This is a genomic window from Maribacter sp., assembly GCA_020629415.1.
GTDB lineage: Bacteria > Bacteroidota > Bacteroidia > Flavobacteriales > Flavobacteriaceae > Maribacter > Maribacter huludaoensis.
In genome coordinates, this window is the sequence record JAHDDL010000047.1 from 1 (window position 1) to 24,283 (window position 24,283).

Genomic DNA, 24,283 nt, shown 5'->3' on the forward strand with positions numbered 1-24,283 from the left:
GCCAATTTTACGATATCGCTGTAACTTACCCAGTAAGGACAAGGTAAAATTACTTCATCGCCGGCGTTCAAAATAACTTGGGCAACGTTATATAGGGACTGTTTAGCTCCTGTTGAAACAACTATTTGAGCAGGCTCATAATTTAAATTGTTATCTCTTTTGAATTTGGTTATGATAGCTTTTTTAAGATCTACATATCCATCAACTGGAGTATAGGAATTATAATCATCGTTCACTGCTTTAATTGCAGCTTCTTTGATGTAATCTGGAGTATTGAAATCTGGCTCGCCTAAGCTAAGACCAATAATATCTTTACCTTCAGCCCTAAGTTCACGGGCTTTAGCAGCCATTTCTAAAGTAGCTGACGGTGTAACACTGTTGATTCTGTCCGAAAGTTGATTGCTCATGGGTACTCTTAATTTCTAATATTGTAAAGTAGGCTCTTTGCCCAACTCTTTTAAATGTTTAAAGTGCGAAATTATAGCTTTTCTAGTAGTTTTATACTCGTGATATGGTAAATTAAATTCCTGTGCCGTCTGTTTCACAATTTTTGAAATTTTTGTGTAATGTACATGGCTAATGTTAGGGAATATATGGTGTTCAACTTGATGGTTCAATCCGCCGGTAAACCAATTTACTATTCTGTTTTTGGTTCCAAAATTTACAGTGGTAAACAGTTGGTGAATAGCCCAAGTGTTTTTCATGGTGCCAGATTCATCGGGTAAAGGGGTGTCCGCATCATCAACGATATGTGCAAGTTGAAAAACAACGCTAAGAATTACACCAGCAACGTAATGCATTAAAAAGAACCCTATTAATATTTTCCACCAAGCAATATCTAAAATAAGCATGGGTAGTACGATCCAAATAGTGATGTACAAAATTTTGGTAATGATAAGTGTACTCCAGTTCAAGGTAGCACTAGGTAGTTTTCCGTAAGATAATTTACGCTTCATGTAGCGGTACATCTGTTGAAAATCTGTGGTGATTGCCCAGTTGAAAGTCAAAAGACCATAAAGAAATACAGAATAAAAATGTTGAAATCTATGGTGTTTCTTCCATTCGGCATGTTTTGAAAAACGTAAAATTCTGCCGGCTTCCATGTCCTCATCATGTTCATGAATGTTGGTATAGGTATGGTGAAGTACATTGTGTTGTACTTGCCAGTTATAAACATTACCTGCTAAGATGTAAATACTACTTCCCATTAATTTATTTACCCATTTTTTATTGGAATAAGCTCCATGGTTACCGTCATGCATAACGTTCATGCCAACACCGGCCATGCCTATACCCATAACTATGGTCAAAAGAACATTTGCCCAGTTGGGTAGACCTAAGGTTAAAATCAAAAAATAGGGGGCAAGAAACAAAGCGAACATGATTACCGTTTTAAGGTGTAATCGCCAATTACCTGTTTTTTTAAGTTTATTTGTTTTAAAGTATTCGTTAACTCTGCTGTTTAAAGTTTTGAAGAACTTTGCAGAATCAGTTCTAGGGAAACGAATGGTATTTTGTTCCATAATTCGGTAATCTTTTACTTAATATAATGTAATTGAATCTATAATAGTTTGATAGCTTAATTAAAAGCCAAATCTTTGCACTAGTGAATATACTAATTAAATCTATTTACAAATATACGGATGACTGCTGAAATCATATTTGAAAATTTTCCCAATTTATCTGAGGATCAAAAAAGAAAATTCGAAAAACTAGAGTTACTATATAAAGACTGGAACCAAAAAATTAATGTGGTTTCCAGAAAAGATATAGATGAACTTTATTTAAGACATGTTTTGCATTCATTGGGAATTGCAAAATTTATTCAATTTAAAGAGGGTTCATCTGTTTTAGATGTGGGTACAGGTGGTGGTTTTCCCGGTATACCATTAGCTATCTTTTTTCCAGAAGTTGAGTTTACTTTGGTAGATTCAATAGGAAAAAAGATAAAGGTAGTAAATGAGGTAGTTGAGGGATTACAGTTAACCAACGTAAAGACCATTAATGCAAGGGTAGAGGAAATACCTGACCGATTTGATTTTATTGTAAGTAGAGCGGTAGCGGCGATGCCTACTTTTGTTCACTGGGTAAAGGGTAAAATCAAAAAAGAATCAAAACACAATATAAGAAACGGAATTCTATATTTAAAGGGCGGAGATCTGCAAGATGAATTAAAGGAGTATAGAAATGCAGAAATTTTTAAGTTGACCAATTACTTCAAAGAAGATTTTTTTGAAACAAAGAAAATGGTCTATCTGCCTTTAAAGTATAAAGGGTAGTGTAAAGTATTACAACAAAAAAGAACTATAGTAAGCCTTCTTGTATTTATGGGCAAATTCTTTTAAGTAATTCCATAAATGAATTTGAATACAACTAATATGTAATTTTAAATTGTCAATAATCATAAGCAATTGATTTTAAATGAGGTACAAATTTCGGTAACTCACATTTAGTTTACAATTAATTAACGTTAAATTTACATTGATATTGTATGTATTAAGTGTTAATGTTTCTTAAATAAAAAAAAAGCCCGTCAAAAAAAATTTTGACGGGCTTTTTTTATAGGATTTTTAAAGTTTAATTGCTCCATGGAGGTACAACATCATTGCTTCTTGCATAAGCGATCAATTGTCCCTTATGTTCTCCATTGTGCTCCATAATGGCAAGTAGTCCACCTAATTTATTTGACTTCATAAAGCCAAAATCAACTTCTTCATTTAAAGTACCGTCTTCTACTTTTGTGATATTTTCAAGAACAAACTCATTAGATTTTTTTAGGGCGGCTATAATGTTTTCTTTACCTGTAATGTTACTTAGCCCCATTACATCTACGTCTTCTGGTGGTGCAAACCCTAGTTTTGAGGCAAGAAAATAATTGGCGCCCGCCACGTGTAATAGTGCTTCTCCTACAGAACTTATACCTTCTGCCGGTCTCCAATCATATTTTTCTTCAGGGAAAGCTTCGGCAAGTTGAACTACCTGTAATTGGTTACCGTTTAAAACGGCTTGAATGCTGCTTTGTGTTAGACCCTCTTGGGCAAAAGAGATGCAGCTTGTTAAAAGTAAGGTGAATAGTAACTTTTTCATAATTAGTGTGTTAAGGTTGATATTAAGAATGTATAATCTTTATAATTTACTTTAAAGGTAAGGTAAATTCAAAAAAAAGGCTGAATTTAATTTCAGCCTTTTTAGTTGTTTTCTTATCCTAAAAAAGGATATCTGTAATCTACAGGAGTAACGAAAGTTTCTTTAATTAATCGAGGTGAGACCCAGCGCAATAAGTTTTGAGCTGATCCGGCTTTATCATTTGTTCCAGAAGCTCTGGCTCCTCCAAACGGTTGTTGTCCAACAACGGCACCAGTTGGCTTGTCATTGATGTAGAAATTACCTGCACAATTTTGTAATGCTTTGGTAGCTTCATCAATGGCGTATCTGTCTTGAGAAAGAACAGCGCCTGTTAATGCATATTCAGAAGTTTGATCGATTAATTGAAGGGTTTCGCTCCAATCTTTGTCATCATAAACATAAACGGTTACCACAGGGCCAAATAACTCGGTTTCCATAGTTGTGTATTTTGGGTCTGTCGTTAGAATCACCGTAGGCTCTATGAAATAGCCTTTAGATTTGTCAAAACCACCACCAGCGTAAATTTCTGCATTTTCATCTTCCTTGGCCTGGTTGATGTATTTTACCAATTTATCAAAAGAACCTTCATGAATAACGGCAGTAATAAAGTTGCTCATGTCTTCTGGAGAACCAGGTTTGTTAAATGATTCTATATCTGCCTTTACATATTCTAAAATCTCCTTAGAAGTGGATTTTGGCAAGTACACTCTTGACGCTGCGCTACATTTTTGACCTTGAAATTCAAATGCACCTCTAGAAATAGCAGTTGCTACTTGTTTGGTGTTGGCTGTTGGGTGTGCAAGAATAAAATCTTTACCACCGGTTTCTCCAACTATTTTAGGGTATGTTTTATAGGTGTGGATATTGTTACCTATTTGTTTCCATAATTCTTTGAAAACATGCGTAGAACCTGTAAAATGTAATCCCGCAAAATCAGGGCTTGCCAAAACCGTATCCGTGATCATCACTGGATCACCGTATACTACATTGATCACTCCGTCAGGTAAACCGGCTTCCTTAAATATATCAACAATCACCTTTGCGGAGAAAATTTGGCTGTCACTTGGTTTCCAGACAACTACATTGCCCATCATAGCTGCACTTGCAGGTAAGTTTCCTGCAATGGCCGTAAAGTTAAATGGGGTAATAGCATAGATAAAACCTTCTAGTGGTCTGTATTCTACCCTGTTCCAAATACCTTCTGCAGAATCTGGTTGCTCAGCGTAAATTTGAGACATATATTCTACGTTAAAACGTAAGAAGTCAATCAATTCGCACGCGGCATCTATTTCTGCCTGGTGAATGTTCTTGGACTGCGCAATCATTGTTGCTGCGTTGATTTTTGCGCGGTAAGGACCTGCAATTAGTTCGGCTGCTTTTAAAAAAATGGCAGCGCGTTGCTCCCAGGTCAAGTTGGCCCAAGCATCTCTCGATGCTAAGCAATTGTCAATTGCAGACTGCACATTTTCTTTGCTTGCCGTATGGTAAGTGCCTACAATATGTTTATGGTCATGTGGTGGGGACATAGGCTTGGTATTGCCGGTACGTACCTCTTCAGAGCCAATGTACATAGGTACATCAACATTGTCATTGAAATATACTTTGTATTGTTCCAATACTGCTTCTCTTTCAGGAGATCCAGGAGCGTAGCCTTTAATTGGTTCGTTAAATGCTGTAGGAACTTGAAAAAATCCTTTACCCATTGTCAAATTTTTTAAATTTAAAAGTTGACCAAAGGTACTAAAAGGGTATAGGACTAAAAACTAATAAAAGGGTAAATGAAATTAATTAAGTGCAAAAGGTGCGCTGAACTTAAATGTAGGTATGTATACCCTGAATTTTTGTGCATTGTTTATATTCACCATATTGTAATGGCCTTTCATGGCGCCAATAGGAGAAGTAAGTAAGCAGCCGGAATTATAGGTATGGGAATCACCGGGTTGAATCACCGGTTTTTGACCGATAACGCCTTCACCGTCCAAAGTTTCCATATCGTTTAGGGAATCATATATTTTCCAATGACGAGAAGTCAACTGTACGGCGTCCTTACTTTGGTTTTCTATAGTAATGGTATAGCCAAACGCATAGTGCATTTTATAATTTTTAAAGAACGTGCCTTCAAAAGTTGTCTGTACCGATATTTTTATGCCTTTTGTAACTTGTGTTATCATCATATTTAATATGTAAATACGCTTTGTGCTATTAATATGGTTATTGCCAATATCCCTAAGATAAAAAATATCGTGTTCAGGAAAAAATACTTTATAACCGTTTTAACTCTTCCTTGTTTATAGAAATTGCGCATTGCTTTGTAGAGATAAATGGCGAAAATTAAAATAAAAACTCCTTCACTTCTAAAATTGAATACGGCATTAAGCAAATTGCTAACAATGAGCAAGATAAATAATAATGACTGATTGTGAAAGCTAAAGATTAAATGATCGGTATAAGTGTATTTTTTTCTGATATAGACCAGCCAAATGAAAAAGGAAAAGAACGGTAGAAAGAAAAAAGTGGTAAACGGAAGTTTGGAAACCAAAGAATTTAAGAATGTGCCAGGTCGCTTTTCAATTTCTACAAAACTATTGGCAAGGTTGAAAGTAATTTCGTTTTCTCTATTTTCAGGTATTTCAAATTTGCTGACCCCTTGTTCAAAATAGTAAATAGTGTCGTGTTTTATGATAGAATTAAAAAAGTCTATTTTGCCAAAAAACCTACGTGTAAGATTTTCGGTGTTTATTTCTTTGAAGTATGATGTTGGATCACTTAAAATAATTGAGTCTTTATTGCTAATTCTATCTTTGAAAAATTTGCTCATTTTAAGCGAATCTATTTGAATTAAAGCTAGTTGCCTTTCTTCGTCACTGTCAAATTCAATTTTTTGGAATTCTTTGTTAAGGTCAAATATTGATTTTTGGTTGTTGTAACCGTATTTGTTAATAGATTTAAATTCGCTATTGTAGCTAATTATCAAAAAATAGATGATGGATAAACTCAGTAAAAAGCGAAAAGGGTTTGTGTAGGATAGGCGCCTACCGCTTATATATTCTCGCGTTATTTTTCCCGGTCTTAATAAAAGCGCGGTCAGGGTACGCCATAGTTTAGAATCGTAGGATACGTAATTGGCTAGGAATTCCTCAAAAAAATCTAAAAGCGTTAGTTTTTTAGTGCTATTGGCCTGTGAGCAATTTGGACAGAATTTATCGCTTAATTTTAACGGGTGTCCGCAATTTAAACAGTCTACGCCCCTGTATTTAAGTTCGTATCTGCCCTTTGGTTGAGTGGTTGGTTTGTTTTCCATAAACAATGAAAAACGTAAATATACATTTAGTTCGTGATATTTCTAGAATTGGCAGAGCCAATACCTATAATACTATCGTACATATCTCCAAAGTTGCGGTAATATACCAATACCAAATAATTGTTTTCGGTAAAATGGAAGTTGCCTCCAACATCGTTTAATTTAGTTTTTTCACCGCTTTTAACAGCATATTTATAATTGTAAAATCCTTGTTTCATTTTTAATGTAGCTTCTAACATGCCGTTTTTTTCGTTGTAGACCAATTTGTTTTCGTCTGTTAGTGCGTAGTTGTTGAATTTGCCAAATATATATACATCATCAAGTGCTATGAATTCAGTGTAGGGTAAGCTAAAATGGACTTTGGTGTATTCAGCTTCTCTAGAGGCATTGTCGCCCTGCAATGTTCTAATTACAAAGTCTCCGTTGATATCGGGGAAATAAGTGTAAGGTTTGTCATTTCTAAAATCGTCAGAGAACAGGTAATGATTATATAGGTCCGTAAGGTCAATGCTTGAAATTTGTGAACTTGGGGCTCTAAGGTCGCTGGTGTCGAACAGTAAAAACTCGTTTCCGCCGTAAAAAGCTGTCTCTTGGTCATATTTATACACCAGCTCATTGCCTATGGTGTATTGGGGCGGTACATTGGTTATTACACTTGGCCAGTAATGATTTTGCAAAATGGCAACTTTAACTTCTTTTTTAGGGTTGATCAATCTTAATGAATTGGAGGTAATGCTGAATTGTACTACTTGTTTTTCATTGATGAAGTTGAAGTCTCTGGAGCGTTTTACTTCAGTGGCGACCGATACGATGTCTTTATAAACTACAAATCTTCTTGAAAACTGTAGTTCGTTGTAGCTGTTATATATTTCTATTAAATAATTGCCGCTTACTTTTAGCCTAACATTATCGTTGGGTATCGTTAATTGATAGTTGGAATAGGATTGAAGGGTGCTATAACTATTTTCATAGTCGGTTATACGTTGGTTGTCTACGCCATCTATGTATTGTGACTTTAAAAGCGATGATGGAGTCCAGTCGTAATCACAATGCACTATTTTGTAATAGTAGTCTTGTTCATTGGCTAAAATATCATCAAACTCCAGGTATAAAGGTTCTCCAATCTTAATTACAGGAAATTGATCTTCCGTTGGTCCTTTGAATATGATAGACTTTATGTTTTCTGGAGAATTAAGCTCAACTTGAACTTGGGCAACTAAATTTTGTAAAAATAATAAACAAATAAAATGTTTGAAGAAAATGCGCATTATACCCAGTTTTTTAGAGGTAAAGGTAAACAAAAAGGATGCCTAAAAAATATAGCTCGTTCTAATGTCTAATTTATGGGACAATAATTATGAAAACGAACTTTTTGTACTTAAATTTGCTCAAATTTTGATAACCTAAAGGTCTAAACGCACATGTCAAAAGACATTCGAATAAAGAAAGGGCTCGACATTAAATTGGTGGGCGCCGCAGAACAGACTACTTCAAAAGCTGTTTTAAGTAATGTTTACGCAATACAGTTAAGTGATTTTCACGGAATTACTCCTAAAATGATGGTAAAACAAGGTGCCGAAGTAAAAGCGGGAGAGCCTTTGTTTTATAACAAGAACATGGAAAGCATGCTTTTTGTTTCTCCGGTAAGTGGTGAGCTTATAGAGATCGAAAGGGGAGATAGAAGACGTATCTTGACCTTAAAGATATTGGCGGATAAAACTCAGGAGCAGTTTTTGGGTACGGCAGTAGATGTTGAAAACGCTTCTAAGGAGGAATTAAAGGCTGTTTTGTTAAAAAGTGGCTGTTGGCCATTTATTAAGCAAAGACCTTATGATGTAATTGCCAATCCGGATACCAATCCTAAATCTATCTTTATTTCGGGGTATTCAAGCGGTCCTTTACAGGCAGATTTGGATTATGTGTTGCAGGGAAAAGAGAAAGAGTTGCAAGCGGCAATTACAGCAATAGGAAAGTTAACGCCCGGTAAGGTTCATGTGTCGGTAGGTTCTGGTAAGTCGCCTTTATCTTCTATGAAAGGGGTTGAGTTGCACAATGTTTCTGGTCCACATCCTGCAGGTTTGGTAGGTACACAGATCAACCAATTAGATCCTATTAATAAAGGTGAATTGGTTTGGACGGTAACTCCACAAGATTTGATCATTATCGGTGAATATCTTTTGACGGGCAAGTTCAATGCAGAGCGCACTGTAGCTTTGGCCGGTTCTTCGGTAAAGGCACCTAAGTACTACACGACCAAAATAGGGTCTGAAATTTCTACATTCTTGTACGCTAGTGGTGTAAATGAAGAAAATTTTAGAGTTATAAATGGTGATGTGCTTACAGGTTCTAAAAGTAAGCCTGATGGTTATTTGGGTTTTTATAATAATACTGTAACGGTTATTCCGGAAGGGGACGACTATGAATTGTTCGGGTGGAACAAACCGGTTTTCAATAAAATATCTGCAACAAGGGCATTGACGTTCTCTTGGATGCAGCCAAATAAGAAATACGATTTAGATACCAATACCAATGGTGAGCATAGAGCTTTTGTGGTAACGGGGCAGTATGAAAAAGTTTTTCCAATGGATATTTTTCCAATGCAGCTTTTAAAGGCATGTATGGTTAAGGATTTGGATGAGATGGAGCAATTAGGTTTGTATGAGGTGGCTCCAGAAGATTTTTCGTTAACTGAGTTTATATGTATTTCTAAACAACCGCACCAAAAAATCATTCGTGAGGGGTTAGATTTATTGCAAAAAGAAATAGGATAAGAAATGAGTTTAAAAAGCAAATTACACGAACTTAAACTGAAGTATCAGGGTAAGAAAATGGCTCCTGCCTTTAATGCCTTTCATACTTTTTTGTTTTCGCCAGATGAGACTACTCATGCAGGTGGTACACATGTTAAATCTGCAGATGATTTAAAGCGTACGATGAATACTGTGATCATGGCATTGATACCAGTGTTAATATTTTCAATGTTCAATGCAGGTTATCAGCATTATTCTGCAATCAATGGTTTCCCGGCAGATTTTTCGTTGATGAACGATTTTCTTACTTGGGATAATTTTTGGATAGGTATTATAAAAGTGTTGCCATTAGTGGTAGTTTCTTATGCTGTCGGTCTTATTGTAGAATTTATTTTTGCAGTAATAAAAGGTCATGAGGTAGAAGAAGGTTATTTGGTTACAGGAATGTTGGTTCCTTTAATTGTGCCTATTGATACGCCGCTTTGGATGTTGGCTGTAGCCGTTGTTTTCGGTGTTGTGATCGGTAAAGAGGTTTTTGGTGGAACAGGAATGAATATTCTTAATCCGGCCTTAACAATAAGAGCATTTTTGTTTTTTGCTTATCCAACTTGGATGAGTGGAGATAAAGTTTGGGTTTATGGTGCACGGGAACGTTCAGAAGAAATTCTTGCAGGTGCTAATGTTGACGCAATATCTGGTGAAACCATTTTAGGTTATTTGGCTCAGAATAAAGGAGCTGAGATGACATATTCGGTGTCGGATATGTTCTTTGGATTTATTCCTGGTTCTGTTGGTGAAACATCTGCTTTCCTGATTTTATTAGGAGGTTTGTTTTTGATATTCACAAAAATTGCCAGCTGGAGGATAATGGTGAGCGCTGTAATCGGTTCGTTGGTTATGGGCTTAATATTCAATCAAGTTGTTGAATTTGGTTGGGTGGCAGAATCCAGTAAGTTTTACGGTTTAATGAGTTTTGATTTCTGGAAACATTTAATTGTAGGGGGTCTTGCCTTTGGTATTGTTTACATGGCAACAGATCCTGTAACCGGTTCACAGACCAATAAAGGGAAATGGTATTATGGTTTTTTTATTGGGTTTATCTCTGTAATGATCCGTGTATTCAATCCGGCTTACCCAGAAGGGGTGTTTTTGGCAATTTTGTTGATGAATGTATTTGCGCCAACAATAGACCATTATGTTGTAAGGGGTAATATTAAGAAAAGAATGAACAGATTAAAAAATGCTACTATCTATCCAAAAGATTCAGATGGTAAAGCAGAGGAACTTAAAGCTGAAACAGTTTAATTATGGCTAGTAAAACAGATAGTAACGTTTATACAGTAGTTTTTGCTGCTGTTATGGTTGTGGTAGTGGGGTCTATTCTTGCTTTTTTGGCTTCATTTTTAAGTCCTAATATTAAAGAGAATGAACGTTTTGAAAAACAACAGAACATTCTTTACGCAATGGGAGTCAATGAGAATGGAGATGACACCGGTAGTGTAAATTTTATTCCTACAGATAAAGTAGAGGATGAGTTTGCAAGTTATATCAAAGAGCAACTGGTAATTCAAGGTGATAAGATCACTGAGGATAATGAAGCTTATTTGATCGATCTTAAAAAACAATTAGCTGCAATGAAAAAGGGCGAGGATTACAAACTGCCTGTATTTATTGGAGAGAAAGATGGTGATAAGTTTTATATAGTTCCTATGTACGGTAAAGGGCTTTGGGATGCTATTTGGGGTTTCATTGCTTTAGATGATACTATGACGGTTCAGGGTGTTTATTTTGATCATAAAGGTGAAACGCCAGGTTTAGGTGCCAACATTAAAATGCGTTATTTCATGGACGATTTTAAAGGAGAGACTATACTTAACGGTACTCAATATGCTGGTATATCCGTAGCAAAGGGTAATAACGACCCATTGAATAAAACAAAAGATGATAATGAAGTAGATGCCTTGGCCGGTGCTACTATTACCGGTAACGGTGTTTCTGCTATGATCAGCGAAACTGTTAAGTTATATAAACCTTATTTAGAAACAATTAGAGCAAAGTAATATGGCACTACTATCAAAAAAAGATACAAATCTTATTACAGATCCGTTAGCGGATAACAACCCTATTACTATTCAGGTACTAGGTATCTGTTCGGCATTGGCAATTACGGCGGAATTAAAAGCATCATTGGTAATGGCTATTTCTGTAATGTTCGTATTGGGCGCGGGTAATGTGGTTATCTCATTAATGAGAAACATTATACCTTCAAAAATTAGAATTATTGTTCAACTAATTGTAGTTGCTACATTGGTAATTATAGTAGATCAAGTATTAAAGGCATTTGCTTATGAATTAAGTAAAACTTTGGCGGTATTTGTTGGTCTTATTATTACAAACTGTATTATTATGGGACGTTTTGAGGCATTTGCATTGGCAAACGGTCCATGGCGTTCTTTTTTAGATGGTATTGGTAACTCATTAGGTTACGGTGTTATTCTGATCATCGTAGGTTTCTTCAGAGAGCTTTTAGGTTCCGGTACATTGTTCGGTATTCCGGTTTTAGGAGATCCAATTGAAAAAACAGGACTGTACGCTACAGGTTATGAGAATAATGGTTTTATGATTATACCACCGGCAGCGTTAATAGTTGTAGGTATTATCATTTGGGTACAACGTTCAAGAAACCCTGCACTTGTAGAAGAAAATTAAACGACATTTAAGTAGAAATTATGTTAGAACATGTAGAATTATTTTTTAAGTCCATCTTTATCGATAACATGGTATTTGCCGTGTTCTTAGGGATGTGTTCTTATTTGGCGGTATCCAAAAAAGTGGCTACAGCAGTTGGTTTAGGTGCGGCGGTTATATTCGTATTGGCGGTTACTGTACCAATGAACTGGTTATTGGATAAGTATTTGTTACAGGATGGAGCCTTAGTTTGGTTAGGGCCTGAATACGCAGATTACAACCTTAGCTTTTTATCGTTTATCCTTTTCATTGCAACCATTGCAACAATGGTACAACTGGTTGAGATTGTAGTTGAGAAATTCTCACCTTCTTTATATAATTCCCTGGGTATATTCTTACCGTTGATTGCTGTAAACTGTGCAATACTTGGTGGGTCGTTATTTATGCAAGCAAGAGAGATAGAAACTTTTGGTTTGGCATTTAATTACGGAGTTAGTTCTGGAATTGGATGGTTCTTGGCAATTTTGGCAATTGCTGCCATTCGTGAAAAAATTAGATATAGTAATGTTCCTGCACCTTTAAGAGGTTTGGGTATAACATTTATAATTACCGGTCTAATGGGTATTGGTTTTCAAAGCTTTGGAGGTATGTTAACAGGCGGTGGTGAAGAAACGGAAGAGGCTAATGAGCAAGTAAACAAAGTTGACCAACCTGAAATGGTTGTACCTGTTAAAGAAGTAGTAGTAGATAAGAACGAAGAAATTGACGAAAAAGTGATTTCTTATAACGACGTAAACAAATAGATATGATTTTAGCTGCAAGTACTGGCGGAACAATACTGATAACCGTTGTCGCATTTCTAATACTTTTAATGGTATTAGTGGCATTGCTTCTGTTTACCAAACAAAAACTTTCTCCATCAGGTCCTGTGACCATTACTATAAACGGGGAGAAGAAAATTGAAGTTGCATCAGGTGGATCATTATTGTCTACTTTAGGTAACCAAAAAGTATTTTTACCATCTGCCTGTGGTGGTGGTGGAACATGTATTCAATGTGAGTGTCATGTACTTTCTGGTGGAGGTGAGGCCTTACCTACTGAAACTCCTCACTTTTCTAAAAAAGAATTAAACCATGGTGCACGTTTGGCTTGTCAGGTCAAGGTAAAGCAAGACATGGAAATTACCATCCCAGAAGAGGTATTCGGTATTAAGAAATGGCCTGCGAAAGTGGTTCGTAATTACAACGTTGCTTCTTTTATTAAGGAATTTGTAGTTGAGATTCCAGAAGATATGGGCTATAAAGCTGGTGGTTATATTCAAATTGAGATTCCTGAGTGTGAGGTTAAGTATGCTGATATAGATATTACCGCTCACCCAGAAGAGCATGAAACTCCAGATAAGTTCCAAGCTGAGTGGGATAAGTTCAACCTTTGGCCTTTGGTGATGAAGAATCCGGAAACGGTTGAGAGAGCTTATTCAATGGCATCTTTCCCAGCTGAGGGTAGAGAAATTATGTTGAACGTACGTATTGCTACTCCGCCATGGGATCGCGCTAAGAACGGTTGGATGGATGTTAACCCTGGTGTTGCGTCATCTTATATCTTTAACTTGAAGCCTGGTGATGATTGTACAATTTCTGGTCCTTACGGTGAATTCTTCATCAATGAATCAGATTCAGAAATGTTGTACGTAGGTGGTGGTGCAGGTATGGCGCCAATGCGTTCTCACTTATATCACTTATTTAAAACTTTAAAAACTGATAGAAAAGTAACTTACTGGTACGGTGGTCGTTCTAAAAGAGAACTTTTCTACTTAGATCATTTCTATAAGTTGGAAGAAGAGTTTCCAAATTTCAAATTCTACTTGGCATTATCAGAACCATTAGAAGAAGATAATTGGAAAGTAAAAGAGAATATAGATGCACCTGGTGATGGTTTCGTTGGTTTCATACACAATTGTGTGATTGATAACTACCTAAGTCTTCATGAGTCTCCAGAAGATATTGAACTTTATTTCTGTGGACCACCATTAATGAACAAAGCTGTTCAGAAAATGGGTGAAGATTTCGGAATTCCAGATGAACATATACGTTTTGATGACTTTGGAGGATAAGAGATAAGTTATTGAAATAGAATAAATTAACCGGTATGTAATGTATCGGTTTTTTTTATAATTTTATTGAGATATGCACGTATTAACAGAACAGGAGCTTCACAATTTGGCAATGAATATTGTAGGGAAGCAGTTAGAAGAAGCAGGGTTTGAATTTTTGGCGGTCAATAGTGAATTGCGTAAAAATCCGCAGTTTGTTTGTACCAAGGATAAGAAGATGCGTTTCATTGTGGTTAAGGCAATTGAATATCCAGGTGATCCCAAGGATTTAGATTTCTTTATGTCAGATTTAAAGAAAATGAAAGACCACGCCCTTAAGTTTGAGGCAACTACATTTTATGCAGGTGTGGGCTTAGTAAATGCCGCTGACCATAATCTACCGGTGTATTTAGATGAGGAGTATATTGTTGATTATGATGGTTTGGTAGAAATATGAAAAAGTATTTTTTAATAATTGGTTTGCTGGCTGTAGGGCTTCAATCGTGTAAAATCGGCAATGATAGTTTTGTCCGTAATGATAATGTTGGTGGAGCCTTAGGTACTTCATATAGTATTATATCCTTCACGGAGAATAAATCCGACTTACAAACAGAAATTGATTCGGTATTTGCGGTCATTAACCAATCGTTATCTACATATATACCTCAATCGGACATATCAAAGATAAATAGTGGTGACAGCACGGTAGTAGTAGATACTATGTTCAAGGAGGTTTTAGAACTTTCAAAAGTAATTCATAAAAAGACGGATGGATATTTTGATCCTACAGTGGGGACTTTAGTAAATGCTTGGGGATTTGGACCAGAGCAAAAAATAACTATGGATAGTTTAAAGGTTGATAGCCTTTTGAATTATGTTGGTCTTGACAAGGTTTCTTTGAATGCCAATAATCAAATAGTAAAAACCGATAGTCGTATCTATTTAGATTTTAATTCAATTGCCAAAGGTTATGCTATAGATAGGCTGGCTGCCATGCTAGATGCTAAGGGAATTCAACACTATTTAATAGAAGTTGGTGGTGAGCTTGTAGGAAAGGGTAAAAATGTGCTTAAAAGTAAATCTTGGGTAGTAGGTATTGATGATCCTGAAACCGATATGAGTAGGGCTACCAAAATCTTAATTAATTTAAACGACAAGGCATTGGCTTCGTCAGGAAATTACCGTAAATATAGGGTAGATGAAGCAACTGGTAAAAAATATGTTCATACCGTAAATCCTAAAACCGGTTACACGCAATTATCCAATACACTAGGCGTAACCATTTTGGCGGATAATTGTGCTACGGCAGACGGTTATGCTACCGCTTTCATGGCAATGGACCTAGATGAGGCGTTTAAGGTAATCAATGGGGATAAAAGCTTAGAGGCCTATATTGTTTATGTGGATGAAAATGGTGATACCCAAGAATACATGACACAAGGGTTTAAATCATTGGTAGTAAAGTAATTATTTCTTCACTAATGGTATGATTTCACCAGGAGCTAGTCGGTACCTATCTATTTCTTCTTGGCTTAAAAGTTTTGTGAAGTCAATTTCTTCGACCGTGAAACCAATAGTTCTCAATTTATTGAAATAGTCTCTACCATAAATACGAACATGGTCATACTGACCAAAAATCTTTGCACGTTCTACTTTGTCGGTTATAGAATCGTCTTCAAAGGTATTTTCCCTGTTTAAGTCTTGTGGTATTTGAAAAATACCCCATCCGCCTGGTTTTAAAATTCTATATAATTCAGACATTGCTTTGGTGTCATCAGGAATGTGTTCTAATACATGATTGCATAGAATTACATCAAACTTATTCTCTTCAAAAGGTAAATTACAAATATCCGCTTTAACGTCCGCTAAAGGAGAATTTAAGTCTGTTGTTACGTAATTTAGGTTCTTTAATTTTCTAAATCTTTTATAGAAAGCTTGTTCCGGTGCAAAATGCAATACGTTTAAATGGGCACTAAAAAAATCCGTTTCTTTTTTTAGAAACATCCATAACAATCGATGTCTTTCTAAAGATAGGGTAGAAGGGGATAGTACATTTTCTCGTGGGTCTTCATAGCCATATGGTAGAAAACTTCTAAAGGTATTGCCGTCAATAGGGTCTTCATAAGTGCTGCCACGGTAATACATCTTAAAAAATGGTTTTACCAAATAGCTCAGTGATATTAATACCGGTCTAGGAACAAGGTTGAGAAAAAATTTAAAAATTTTTTTCATGCTTGTTGACTAGCTCTTTACTTTAGAAGTAGTAAACTCATCTTCTTCGTCACTTTCAATACCTAAAGCTTCGTAAATGTATTTAAAAGTTGATAATAGCTCAGGTTTTCCATTTACAATAGCTACATCATGCTCAAAATGGGCGCTAGGTTGACCGTCAGCGGTAAGTATTGTCCATCCGTCTTTAAGCTGTTTAATATTTTTAGTGCCCATATTGGTCATAGGCTCAATAGCTACCGTCATACCTTCTACAAATTTTTTGCCTCTTCCACGTCTACCATAATTTGGCATTTCGGGACCTTCGTGCATTTTTCTTCCCAAGCCATGACCAACCAATTCACGTACCACTCCGTAGCCATGGTCTTCTGTAAATTTTTGAATAGCGTAACCTACATCACCAACACGGTTGCCTACTTTAAATTCACGAATACCAATGTAGAGTGATTTTTTAGTGACCTCAAGTAGTTTTTTTACCTCAGGGCTAACTTCGCCTACTTCAAAGGTGTATGCATGATCACCGTAGAATTCGTTTTTTAAAGCACCGCAATCTATTGAAATGATATCGCCTTCTTTCAATGGTGTATTATTTGGAATACCATGTACCACTTGCGCATTAGGGCTCATGCACAACGAGTTTGGAAAATCATATAAACCTAAAAAGCCAGGTACTGCACCATGATCGCGAATAAAAGTTTCTGCCAAAGCATCTAACTGAAGAGTCGTAACACCCGGTTTAACTTCTGCGGCGATCATTCCCAAGGTCTTGGAAACGATCAAAGCGCTTTCTCGCATTAATTCAATCTCTTCAGCTGTTTTTATTTTAATCGTGCTCATTGTTTGTTAATGGGTTGGTTTAATAATTATACCAAAGAATTTTGGGTCATAAATGTCGATTTTTCAACACCCATTAATTTTAATATCGTTGGCGCGATATCTCCTAATACACCATCTTTAATTTGATGAATATCTTTATCCACCAAAATTAATGGTACAGGGTTGGTAGTATGTGCCGTATTAGGTGAGCCATCTTCATTGATCATGGTCTCACAGTTACCGTGATCCGCAATTACGATTACAGAGAAATCTTTTTCTATAGCTGCGGTAATAACGTCTTTTGCACATTCGTCAACAGTTTCACAAGCCTTGATCGCAGCATTCATGTCACCGGTATGACCAACCATATCTGGATTTGCAAAGTTCAAACAAATAAAATCTACATCTCCTTTTTTGATTTCAGGGATGATTTTATCCCTAATCTCAAATGCACTCATTTCTGGTTGCAGATCGTATGTAGCCACTTTTGGAGACGGACATAATATACGCAATTCTCCTTCAAAAGGGACTTCTCTTCCGCCATTGAAAAAGAAAGTAACGTGTGGATACTTTTCTGTTTCGGCAATTCTTATTTGTTTTTTACCCGCATTGGATAAAACCTCACCTAGCGTTTCAACGATGTTGTCCTTATTGTAAACAACATGAACATTGTTGTAAGATTCATCATAATTGGTAAGGGTAACATAATAAAGATCAAGTTTGTGCATATTCTGTTCGTGCATATCTACTTGACTTAGCACTTGGGTCAATTCTCTACCACGGTCAGTTCTAAAGTTAAAGAAGATAACCACATCGCCTTCCTTTACGGAAGCAACAGGAGTGCCGTCCGTATTGGTCATTACAATAGGTTTAATAAACTCATCTGTAATATCGGCATCATAGCTTTTCTGGATTGTTTTACCGATATCGGTAGATTTTTCACCTTCGGCATTTACAATTACATCGTAAGCTTCTTTAACGCGTTCCCATCTTTTGTCGCGGTCCATGGCGTAATATCTACCAATAACCGTTGCCAATTTTGTGTTTTTATCAGAACCGTATGCTACAATGTCTTCTAGAAAGCCTTTTCCGCTTTTTGGGTCAACGTCTCTACCATCCGTAAATGCATGTAAATACATATTGTTTACACCGGATTCTTTTCCAGCAGCTATTAAACCCTTAATATGGTTTGTATGGCTGTGTACACCACCATCGCTTAACAAGCCTAAAAAATGAACATCTTTGTTGTTTTTCTTCGCGTAGTCAAAAGCACTTTTTAAGACTGGTTCTGAACTTAAGGTGTTTTCGTTGACCGCCTTATTTATTTTGGCAAGATCTTGATAAACTATTCTGCCTGCTCCCAAGTTCATATGACCTACCTCACTGTTGCCCATTTGGCCTTCTGGCAAACCAACATTCATTCCGTCTGTCAACAAATTGGAATTTGCATATTTGGTATATAAACTATCTATAAAAGGAGTATTGGCTTTATCTACTGCAGATACTTCTGGATCTGGGGATTTACCCCAACCATCTAATATCATTAAGATTACTTTTTTGTTCATCTTTATTAGGTTTTAAGGCTACAAAAATACTATGATCTATTAAGTTAAGCTACTACATTACCTACCTTTTTTGTAAAGCTGGAGTAACACAACAAATTTGTAGTCTGTGTTAAGATTTGTTTGTTAAAGTTTAGTTATAACAATGTTAAAGGCTGAAACAATTTGTGTAGACGAGCGTCTTTTAAATGTACGTTATTGTACTTCATCAATTAAAATCAATCATCATGAAAAAAGTAATTCTAACATTATCCTTGGTAGCACTTACCATGGGATCAACAATTTTGGCAGCGGACAAAACTGCCAATGCTACAGATTTTAACACGGAACTTGTAAAAAGGGTAGACATCAGTTCATTTTGTAAAGCGGTTATTAAGGGCGATTTAGAAACCGTAAGTCGTTTAATAGATTTGGGTGAAGATGTAAATCAGAAATCCTTGGGAATGACGCCGGCCATGTTTGCCGCACGTTATAATAAAGTTGAAGTTTTACAGATTTTAATCTCTAACGGGGCAGATTTAAAGATGCAGAGTAGTCAAGGGTATACTGCAAAAAGATATGCTGAATTGTCTAACGCAACTGAAGCTCTTGAATTAATAGAAATTGCAACCGGAAGTTAGTTCAATACACATATATTAAAAATAAAGGCTCTTTGATCATTCAAGGAGCCTTTTTAATACTACGGAATTCTACTTCAAATAGTGTTCAGGTAAAAGAGTAAAATGTGTTAAAAATCGAATCCATTTGCTGCTCTGACAACAAACGCATACAGTGCCGAAAATATCATTAAGGCACAAAATACTGAGTAGACTTTTAAAAATGTAACCAATACCAATGGTCTACAGTTCTCAAACGCCTGCACGTATAAGTTTCTGAAATGTGTAATTGTTCCCATTATAGTGTTCTTCTATGATTAAATCATAGCTATAAAGGCAATCCATAAATGGCAAAATAAGCTTGGGACTTCATCAAATGTAATCAATTATAATTACTGAAGAAGTTCGTCTAGGCCAACGGTACAATAAATCCGATTAACCTTGGTTTTTGTACTTATCTATAGCTTCTCTAATTTTTTCAATTCTATTTTCAGGGTCTGGGTGAGTGCTTTGAAATTCAGGAGTACGATTAGGTCCGCCAGCGGCTTTTAAAATTTCCATCACTTTTATCATTTCGTATGGGTCATAGCCAGATTGAATCATAAACAATACGCCTAGTTCATCACTTTCCAACTCATCTTCCCTACCATTTTTTAATAATGTGTTTTGACCTATACTTCCTAAAATACTGCCCATGTCTCCTGCACCTACCGTTGCTCCCATAGTGGCGGTCTGCCATGTTTGGCTGTCGGCAATTCTCTCTGCGGAATGTCTGCCGATCACATGGCCAATTTCATGTCCAAGTACCCCGGCAAGTTGTGCTTCGTTGAGTTGGGAGAATAATGCGTACGTTATAAAACATTGTCCTCCTGGCAAGGCAAAAGCATTTATGGTCTGGTCATCTGCCAATAAATGAAAATCATATTGATACGGAGTTTCTCTAGCAATACTGTTCTCAACTAATTTATTACCTACAGATTCAACAAAAGACTGTAAGCGTTGATCAGGGTAGAGTCCGCCATGCTGCTGCGCCATTTCCGGGGCACTTTGTAAACCAATGGCAATTTCTTGATCGGCTGACATTGTAATATGTTGCGAACGGCCTGTGTAAGGGTTCTCTTCCGTATTGCTACATTTTTGTATGAATGCAAAAGCAACAATGGCCAAACCTATGAATATTCTAATTTTCCAACTTCCTCTTCTCATGGTAATATAGTATGGTACAGGTTCTAATGTACGAAATGCTTACAATAAATTTCTATTGATATCTAATATATTGTTTTGAATGTACGATTTTAAAAAGCCCATTGTAAAATTTTCGGCACCATAGAAATCTTCACGTATAAGTATAGATGCAATATTTTTACTCCTAAATTGCTCTAACATTGGTATTGATAAAGGTGCGTAGCTATAATGCCATGGCTCATATTTAAAACCTCTTCTTTTTGGTTCGTTCGTGTAAACAAGAAAGAAACCATATGTTTCGGAATTTTCGTCCATCCAGTTTTTAAAATCTACATATGGGCCGTCGCCTTCGTATTTATGGGGTACTAAAACATCACCATCTACTTTTCTATAACCATCCACTACGTCAATATCAGTTCCCCAGTGGTGTCTGCTTGTTCCTGGTATAGTACTATATTCTATAATTTTATTAATAGCATCTATAGGGTCCATGCCATCATCATCTGTATATTTTAAGAATTTACGTTCAAAAATGGCCTCTTGTCTGTCGTAACTTCTAAAACTAGAAACTATTTTAAGATCAATTCCATCTTTATAGGCAGCTTTTTTCATTTCAAGAAAAGCATCATGTGCTTCTTTCCGTAGGTTAATATCTTTGCCGTACAACTCAATATCTTGCTTGCCCATCAGTTCTAAAATACTGTACTCGGTTTCTTCTTGAATAAAGAAATTTGGTGCTAGGGCAAGCGCTAAAGCTGCCGAGCTACTTCTATTTATAAATGTTCTTCTCTGCATAATTGTGTATTGTGTTATTCAGTGCAAAAGATTTGCCAAACTATACCAAAAGAGAAAAACTTTTGAAAGTTGTAAATCATGCAATCTAAAGGTAAAAGTAATAAATATTGAGGGGAATTAGATTCAATCTCAATTTTCATTGAAAGTGGTAAGGTGTAGGTATCCCTGGTGTTTGTAATTTAATTCGTTCAAGTGAACAATATAGAAATATATGCCCGATGGCAAACCTATATTTTTAGATACTACTCCGTTTACGTTGGATAAGCCAGTAAATTCATTGCTGTAGCCACTTTTTGAAAATACCAATCTACCATAACGATTATAAATTTCTAATTGGTTATTTGGAGAGCCTTCAATACCTTCAATCTCTAAATAGTCATTTATACCGTCACCGTTTGGTGTCATGTAATAGTTATCCAACATAATATTGTCCAGTATTGCCAAAAAGTCGGTTTGTCCTCCAATGGTTATAATTTCATAATCGCTGGGAATAAATTCTTCAGAGGTTACCGAGCCATTGATGAGGTCGCCATTCACATTTGTGTTGCCTAAATCAACCCAAATTTTATCAATAATACTCCAGCCTACGACTCTAATATCTTTAATATCCGTACCAAAGAGATTGGCATAACTTTCTTGATCCCATGTTAAGGTCACTTTTGATGGTATGGTACTTTCTAAATGCCAAAATTCAAATTCACTGATGACCAATGCTTGGTTCTCTTTAATAAAAGTGCTAAAATTTGTGTTAAAAGCGCTTGGGGTATTAGGGTCTTCGTAATAGTACGCAGATTTTGCATAATCATTTGTACTGATGGATTCTATGGTCAAAGGACGAATTTTGTCAAATTGACCTATAGGAAATGTAAATTCAGATTTTTTACTTATGGCAGCATAACCATCGATCTTTGTAAAATCAGTATCTCCATTATAAAAAGAATCGTTTAAAAAATTAATATTTACTTCAGATGTTTCTCTAGGGGTCACTATATCACCTGTAATAAAGTTTGCGTTGTTTTGAACTCCAACAGTATTATAAATGTATAGGTCGTTGTCTACTGCGACCTCAAAATCATAAAATACCGGGTTTGACCCACCTGATATTGCCAAGGCCTTGTTGAAAGAATAGAATCCTACCAATCCTTTATTTTGGTTAAATGCACCATTGTTTATAACATCCATATGAAAACCTACCAAACCATTATCATGAATTTGAATATTACCGTAATTATGAACGGCGTCTTGTGCTGCAATGGTATTTGCCAGCAGTAAAAAGCCAAGTAAGATCTTGAATAATTTCATGATTTTTAGTGGGTCATGGTTATGTTTGAAATAGAAGCGTCTACACTGTGAAATGAAGAATCGAAATACAATGGGTTAGTTGCTTTTTTAGAGGAAGAAAATATAACGATATCATTCCTTAAATATGTGACATTGCCCAAACAATCAATATTTATAGAAAGTCTGTCTCCGGCAGAATATCCGCTTACGTAACCCAAACTTGCGCCATTTTCTCTAATCTGAATGTTGCTATTGGTGACCATATACATGGCGTAATCCAAATTAGTGTACGATGCACTGGTATGTGGCGTAGTGCTTAGACCGATCATGACATATTTGTTTGATTGGTCTGCTGTCCAGTCTAAATGTCCGCCAATGGTTGGGTCTATAGATTGCGCAGTAGAATATCCTTGAGCGTTCCAGCCGGCTGTTGCTGTCTTTGTTAATTGCATACCGTTATAGTTCATTGATCCTGTCAAGATCATATCTGTAATAGCAATACCATTGGTAGTAAGTGATGAAGCTGCCTGTAGAACAAATCCTCCGGTCAATGTACTGGAACCTGCGTTATTGGCAACTGAAATATCATAATTACCATAACTGGAACCTGATGTAACATTGGCGGTTATTTGCGAAGAACTGTTGATTACCACAGAATTTACCGTTTGTCCCGTAATGGCAACTGTGGAGGAACCATCAAAATAGGCGCCCTGTATAATTACGTTCTTAGTTTCGTTTAATCCAAATTGCGAGCAATTACCTGTACCTGCGTCAGAATTTGAAACAATAGGGGAGTTGCCCGGTACCGTTGGGAAAAAATTTACATCTGGATCAACGCCATTGGAAAAAGTAAAAGACCCATCAGGATTTGTTGTAAAAGTAGGTTTTATGGAAGAAACAATGTAGGGGTCTGCGGTTGTACCCGTGCCGGAAATAGTTACATTTCCGTCAGATATAATTTTTGTTTCATTACCCTCTGGCGTAAGCTTTTGCCAAGCGTTACCCGTATATTGATATAGAAAACTGTCATCGGAATTATAAATCAATGATCCCTCGTACGGATCAACAATTGCATTGATTTCTGCCAAAGTGGCCGAATGTATAGCTACAAGTTCACCTGCGGTAGGTGCTTGGGAATATCCAAGACTTGTTGCTATAATGAATAATATGAATACTATTTTTCTCATCTTCTATAAATCTAAAACGGTAAACATAAATTCAGAATCGAAACGACTTCTATCTGTACCACCATTATCGTTATCTCCAATAATGACCTCAAAACTTGTTGCGGTTTGGTTGGAGTAGGAGATGCCAGGGTCGTCGTTACCGGCGCCACCTCTACCAGGTTGTGATAATTGTATAATGTAATCTGCATCGGAAACTGAACCTGCAGGTAGCGTTACTCTATAATAACCCACACTAATTCTTGCAACTGTTACACCTGTGGTTGCTCTAGTAATTGTTCCTGTAGAACTAATTTTGCCTATTGCTTTAACAGGGTTGTAATTATCTACCCACTCTGTACCTGTTGCTGTTGAGGTAAGTACTTGCCCGGCAGTACCGGCAGAATCATTCTCATCTAATACCGCACCTTCCAATTCTAAGGTTTCGTTTACAATTACAGATGTGTTACCAGAAGTTTCTTCCACTTTTAAAGCCTCAATTGATCCTACTGTAAAAGCGATTTCGTCCGCTGCTGGTCTATACATTCCTGTATTTGTGTCATTAGAAAATCTGTATGAGGGTTCATTAGCTGTTCCGTTGGAATTTAATATACCTTGAGAACGCATAGCGCCAGATACTTCTAATTTATTAGATGGTGTGTTCGTTCCAATACCTAAGCTGTTACTACCGCTATCCCA

At 36.3% G+C, this 24,283-nt stretch carries 26 protein-coding genes; 10 read left to right on the forward strand and 16 right to left on the reverse strand.

Annotation, left to right across the window (positions count from 1 at the left end):
• Together QZ657_RS15030 and QZ657_RS15035 are read right to left on the reverse strand one after the other, a co-directional pair.
• The coding region (locus tag QZ657_RS15030) for an aminotransferase class I/II-fold pyridoxal phosphate-dependent enzyme (RefSeq protein WP_291967923.1) at positions 1–407 on the reverse strand (407 nt) is incomplete at its 3' end.
• A 15-nt stretch (positions 408–422) separates the two neighbouring features.
• Positions 423–1,523, reverse strand: a complete 1,101-nt coding sequence (locus QZ657_RS15035) for a fatty acid desaturase family protein (protein ID WP_291967925.1) — start codon at positions 1,521–1,523, stop codon at positions 423–425.
• 120 nt (positions 1,524–1,643) lie between these two features.
• Between QZ657_RS15035 and rsmG the strand changes: the two genes are divergently transcribed.
• A complete protein-coding gene (gene rsmG, locus QZ657_RS15040; protein WP_291967927.1) occupies positions 1,644–2,279 on the forward strand; it encodes a 16S rRNA (guanine(527)-N(7))-methyltransferase RsmG in 636 nt (211 codons plus the stop codon).
• Positions 2,280–2,577: 298 nt separating this feature from the next.
• Here the strand turns inward: rsmG and QZ657_RS15045 are convergent, their stop codons facing one another.
• The 5 genes from QZ657_RS15045 to QZ657_RS15065 form a co-directional block, all read right to left on the reverse strand.
• Positions 2,578–3,087 (reverse strand): DinB family protein, encoded by a 510-nt coding sequence (locus QZ657_RS15045; RefSeq protein WP_276473691.1) that lies wholly within the window; start codon positions 3,085–3,087, stop codon positions 2,578–2,580.
• 113 nt (positions 3,088–3,200) lie between these two features.
• The gene (gene pruA, locus QZ657_RS15050) at positions 3,201–4,829 is read right to left on the reverse strand and encodes an L-glutamate gamma-semialdehyde dehydrogenase (protein WP_291967929.1); all 1,629 of its coding nucleotides are present in this window, start codon (positions 4,827–4,829) and stop codon (positions 3,201–3,203) included.
• A gap of 81 nt (positions 4,830–4,910) precedes the next feature.
• A complete protein-coding gene (gene apaG, locus QZ657_RS15055) occupies positions 4,911–5,297 on the reverse strand; it encodes a Co2+/Mg2+ efflux protein ApaG (protein ID WP_276473708.1) in 387 nt (128 codons plus the stop codon).
• A 5-nt stretch (positions 5,298–5,302) separates the two neighbouring features.
• A complete protein-coding gene (locus tag QZ657_RS15060) occupies positions 5,303–6,427 on the reverse strand; it encodes a DUF3667 domain-containing protein (RefSeq protein ID WP_291967931.1) in 1,125 nt (374 codons plus the stop codon).
• Positions 6,428–6,453: 26 nt separating this feature from the next.
• Positions 6,454–7,695, reverse strand: a complete 1,242-nt coding sequence (locus tag QZ657_RS15065; RefSeq protein WP_291967934.1) for a DUF5103 domain-containing protein — start codon at positions 7,693–7,695, stop codon at positions 6,454–6,456.
• A gap of 153 nt (positions 7,696–7,848) precedes the next feature.
• Between QZ657_RS15065 and QZ657_RS15070 the strand changes: the two genes are divergently transcribed.
• From QZ657_RS15070 to QZ657_RS15105, 8 genes are all read left to right on the forward strand, one after another.
• Positions 7,849–9,198, forward strand: coding sequence for a Na(+)-translocating NADH-quinone reductase subunit A (locus tag QZ657_RS15070; protein WP_291967936.1), 1,350 nt, complete (start codon positions 7,849–7,851; stop codon positions 9,196–9,198).
• 3 nt (positions 9,199–9,201) lie between these two features.
• Positions 9,202–10,482, forward strand: coding sequence for an NADH:ubiquinone reductase (Na(+)-transporting) subunit B (locus QZ657_RS15075; RefSeq protein WP_291967939.1), 1,281 nt, complete (start codon positions 9,202–9,204; stop codon positions 10,480–10,482).
• Between the two features lie 2 nt (positions 10,483–10,484).
• Complete coding sequence (locus QZ657_RS15080; RefSeq protein WP_291962653.1) at positions 10,485–11,237, forward strand: Na(+)-translocating NADH-quinone reductase subunit C; 753 nt, start codon at positions 10,485–10,487, stop codon at positions 11,235–11,237.
• A gap of 1 nt (position 11,238) precedes the next feature.
• A complete protein-coding gene (locus QZ657_RS15085; protein ID WP_036156129.1) occupies positions 11,239–11,886 on the forward strand; it encodes an NADH:ubiquinone reductase (Na(+)-transporting) subunit D in 648 nt (215 codons plus the stop codon).
• Positions 11,887–11,906: 20 nt separating this feature from the next.
• Positions 11,907–12,668: an NADH:ubiquinone reductase (Na(+)-transporting) subunit E gene (nqrE, locus tag QZ657_RS15090; protein ID WP_291962649.1), complete on the forward strand. Its 762-nt coding sequence runs from the start codon at positions 11,907–11,909 to the stop codon at positions 12,666–12,668.
• A 2-nt stretch (positions 12,669–12,670) separates the two neighbouring features.
• Complete coding sequence (gene nqrF, locus QZ657_RS15095; protein WP_058106062.1) at positions 12,671–13,978, forward strand: NADH:ubiquinone reductase (Na(+)-transporting) subunit F; 1,308 nt, start codon at positions 12,671–12,673, stop codon at positions 13,976–13,978.
• 73 nt (positions 13,979–14,051) lie between these two features.
• Positions 14,052–14,414: a Na(+)-translocating NADH-quinone reductase subunit F gene (locus tag QZ657_RS15100; RefSeq protein WP_276473682.1), complete on the forward strand. Its 363-nt coding sequence runs from the start codon at positions 14,052–14,054 to the stop codon at positions 14,412–14,414.
• A complete protein-coding gene (locus QZ657_RS15105) occupies positions 14,411–15,424 on the forward strand; it encodes an FAD:protein FMN transferase (RefSeq protein WP_291967940.1) in 1,014 nt (337 codons plus the stop codon). The genes QZ657_RS15100 and QZ657_RS15105 overlap by 4 nt, the downstream gene beginning before the upstream one ends.
• Here QZ657_RS15105 and QZ657_RS15110 read toward each other — a convergent pair whose 3' ends face one another.
• From QZ657_RS15110 to gpmI, 3 genes are read right to left on the reverse strand one after another with little or no spacing between them, the layout of a single operon-like run.
• On the reverse strand, positions 15,425–16,189 hold the full coding sequence (locus tag QZ657_RS15110) for a class I SAM-dependent methyltransferase (RefSeq protein WP_291967942.1): 765 nt from the start codon (positions 16,187–16,189) through the stop codon (positions 15,425–15,427). It lies immediately after the preceding gene.
• Positions 16,190–16,198: 9 nt separating this feature from the next.
• On the reverse strand, positions 16,199–17,023 hold the full coding sequence (gene map, locus QZ657_RS15115) for a type I methionyl aminopeptidase (RefSeq protein ID WP_276473679.1): 825 nt from the start codon (positions 17,021–17,023) through the stop codon (positions 16,199–16,201).
• Between the two features lie 26 nt (positions 17,024–17,049).
• Entirely contained in the window at positions 17,050–18,567 is a 1,518-nt protein-coding gene (gpmI, locus tag QZ657_RS15120) for a 2,3-bisphosphoglycerate-independent phosphoglycerate mutase (RefSeq protein ID WP_291967944.1), read from the reverse strand.
• Positions 18,568–18,791: 224 nt separating this feature from the next.
• Here gpmI and QZ657_RS15125 point away from each other — a divergent pair, with 224 nt between their 5' ends.
• A complete protein-coding gene (locus QZ657_RS15125; protein WP_276473677.1) occupies positions 18,792–19,184 on the forward strand; it encodes an ankyrin repeat domain-containing protein in 393 nt (130 codons plus the stop codon).
• Positions 19,185–19,291: 107 nt separating this feature from the next.
• Here QZ657_RS15125 and QZ657_RS17235 read toward each other — a convergent pair whose 3' ends face one another.
• The 6 genes from QZ657_RS17235 to QZ657_RS15150 form a co-directional block, all read right to left on the reverse strand.
• Positions 19,292–19,459: a DUF6747 family protein gene (locus tag QZ657_RS17235; protein ID WP_338089481.1), complete on the reverse strand. Its 168-nt coding sequence runs from the start codon at positions 19,457–19,459 to the stop codon at positions 19,292–19,294.
• Between the two features lie 136 nt (positions 19,460–19,595).
• The gene (locus tag QZ657_RS15130; RefSeq protein WP_291962638.1) at positions 19,596–20,366 is read right to left on the reverse strand and encodes a M48 family metalloprotease; all 771 of its coding nucleotides are present in this window, start codon (positions 20,364–20,366) and stop codon (positions 19,596–19,598) included.
• Positions 20,367–20,405: 39 nt separating this feature from the next.
• Positions 20,406–21,140, reverse strand: a complete 735-nt coding sequence (locus QZ657_RS15135) for a M15 family metallopeptidase (RefSeq protein ID WP_291962636.1) — start codon at positions 21,138–21,140, stop codon at positions 20,406–20,408.
• Between the two features lie 129 nt (positions 21,141–21,269).
• Positions 21,270–22,442: a gliding motility-associated C-terminal domain-containing protein gene (locus QZ657_RS15140; protein WP_291967946.1), complete on the reverse strand. Its 1,173-nt coding sequence runs from the start codon at positions 22,440–22,442 to the stop codon at positions 21,270–21,272.
• Positions 22,443–22,447: 5 nt separating this feature from the next.
• On the reverse strand, positions 22,448–23,608 hold the full coding sequence (locus QZ657_RS15145; protein WP_291967948.1) for a hypothetical protein: 1,161 nt from the start codon (positions 23,606–23,608) through the stop codon (positions 22,448–22,450).
• Positions 23,609–23,611: 3 nt separating this feature from the next.
• Positions 23,612–24,283, reverse strand: a 672-nt coding sequence (locus QZ657_RS15150) for a hypothetical protein (protein ID WP_291962632.1), incomplete at its 5' end; no start/stop codon positions are given.

What these genes read in the sequence shown, in the direction of transcription:
- QZ657_RS15045 (WP_276473691.1), bottom strand. Translation starts at nt 3,087, where the DNA reads ATGAAAAAGTTACTATTCACCTTACTTTTAACAAGCTGCATCTCTTTT.
- QZ657_RS15075 (WP_291967939.1), top strand. Translation starts at nt 9,202, where the DNA reads ATGAGTTTAAAAAGCAAATTACACGAACTTAAACTGAAGTATCAGGGT.
- QZ657_RS15080 (WP_291962653.1), top strand. Translation starts at nt 10,485, where the DNA reads ATGGCTAGTAAAACAGATAGTAACGTTTATACAGTAGTTTTTGCTGCT.
- nqrE (WP_291962649.1), top strand. Translation starts at nt 11,907, where the DNA reads ATGTTAGAACATGTAGAATTATTTTTTAAGTCCATCTTTATCGATAAC.
- QZ657_RS17235 (WP_338089481.1), bottom strand. Translation starts at nt 19,459, where the DNA reads ATGGGAACAATTACACATTTCAGAAACTTATACGTGCAGGCGTTTGAG.
- QZ657_RS15035 (WP_291967925.1), bottom strand. Translation starts at nt 1,523, where the DNA reads ATGGAACAAAATACCATTCGTTTCCCTAGAACTGATTCTGCAAAGTTC.
- QZ657_RS15100 (WP_276473682.1), top strand. Translation starts at nt 14,052, where the DNA reads ATGCACGTATTAACAGAACAGGAGCTTCACAATTTGGCAATGAATATT.
- rsmG (WP_291967927.1), top strand. Translation starts at nt 1,644, where the DNA reads ATGACTGCTGAAATCATATTTGAAAATTTTCCCAATTTATCTGAGGAT.
- QZ657_RS15065 (WP_291967934.1), bottom strand. Translation starts at nt 7,695, where the DNA reads ATGCGCATTTTCTTCAAACATTTTATTTGTTTATTATTTTTACAAAAT.
- QZ657_RS15085 (WP_036156129.1), top strand. Translation starts at nt 11,239, where the DNA reads ATGGCACTACTATCAAAAAAAGATACAAATCTTATTACAGATCCGTTA.
- gpmI (WP_291967944.1), bottom strand. Translation starts at nt 18,567, where the DNA reads ATGAACAAAAAAGTAATCTTAATGATATTAGATGGTTGGGGTAAATCC.
- QZ657_RS15125 (WP_276473677.1), top strand. Translation starts at nt 18,792, where the DNA reads ATGAAAAAAGTAATTCTAACATTATCCTTGGTAGCACTTACCATGGGA.
- nqrF (WP_058106062.1), top strand. Translation starts at nt 12,671, where the DNA reads ATGATTTTAGCTGCAAGTACTGGCGGAACAATACTGATAACCGTTGTC.
- pruA (WP_291967929.1), bottom strand. Translation starts at nt 4,829, where the DNA reads ATGGGTAAAGGATTTTTTCAAGTTCCTACAGCATTTAACGAACCAATT.
- apaG (WP_276473708.1), bottom strand. Translation starts at nt 5,297, where the DNA reads ATGATAACACAAGTTACAAAAGGCATAAAAATATCGGTACAGACAACT.
- QZ657_RS15070 (WP_291967936.1), top strand. Translation starts at nt 7,849, where the DNA reads ATGTCAAAAGACATTCGAATAAAGAAAGGGCTCGACATTAAATTGGTG.
- QZ657_RS15105 (WP_291967940.1), top strand. Translation starts at nt 14,411, where the DNA reads ATGAAAAAGTATTTTTTAATAATTGGTTTGCTGGCTGTAGGGCTTCAA.
- QZ657_RS15145 (WP_291967948.1), bottom strand. Translation starts at nt 23,608, where the DNA reads ATGAGAAAAATAGTATTCATATTATTCATTATAGCAACAAGTCTTGGA.
- QZ657_RS15110 (WP_291967942.1), bottom strand. Translation starts at nt 16,189, where the DNA reads ATGAAAAAAATTTTTAAATTTTTTCTCAACCTTGTTCCTAGACCGGTA.
- QZ657_RS15130 (WP_291962638.1), bottom strand. Translation starts at nt 20,366, where the DNA reads ATGAGAAGAGGAAGTTGGAAAATTAGAATATTCATAGGTTTGGCCATT.
- map (WP_276473679.1), bottom strand. Translation starts at nt 17,023, where the DNA reads ATGAGCACGATTAAAATAAAAACAGCTGAAGAGATTGAATTAATGCGA.
- QZ657_RS15060 (WP_291967931.1), bottom strand. Translation starts at nt 6,427, where the DNA reads ATGGAAAACAAACCAACCACTCAACCAAAGGGCAGATACGAACTTAAA.
- QZ657_RS15140 (WP_291967946.1), bottom strand. Translation starts at nt 22,442, where the DNA reads ATGAAATTATTCAAGATCTTACTTGGCTTTTTACTGCTGGCAAATACC.
- QZ657_RS15135 (WP_291962636.1), bottom strand. Translation starts at nt 21,140, where the DNA reads ATGCAGAGAAGAACATTTATAAATAGAAGTAGCTCGGCAGCTTTAGCG.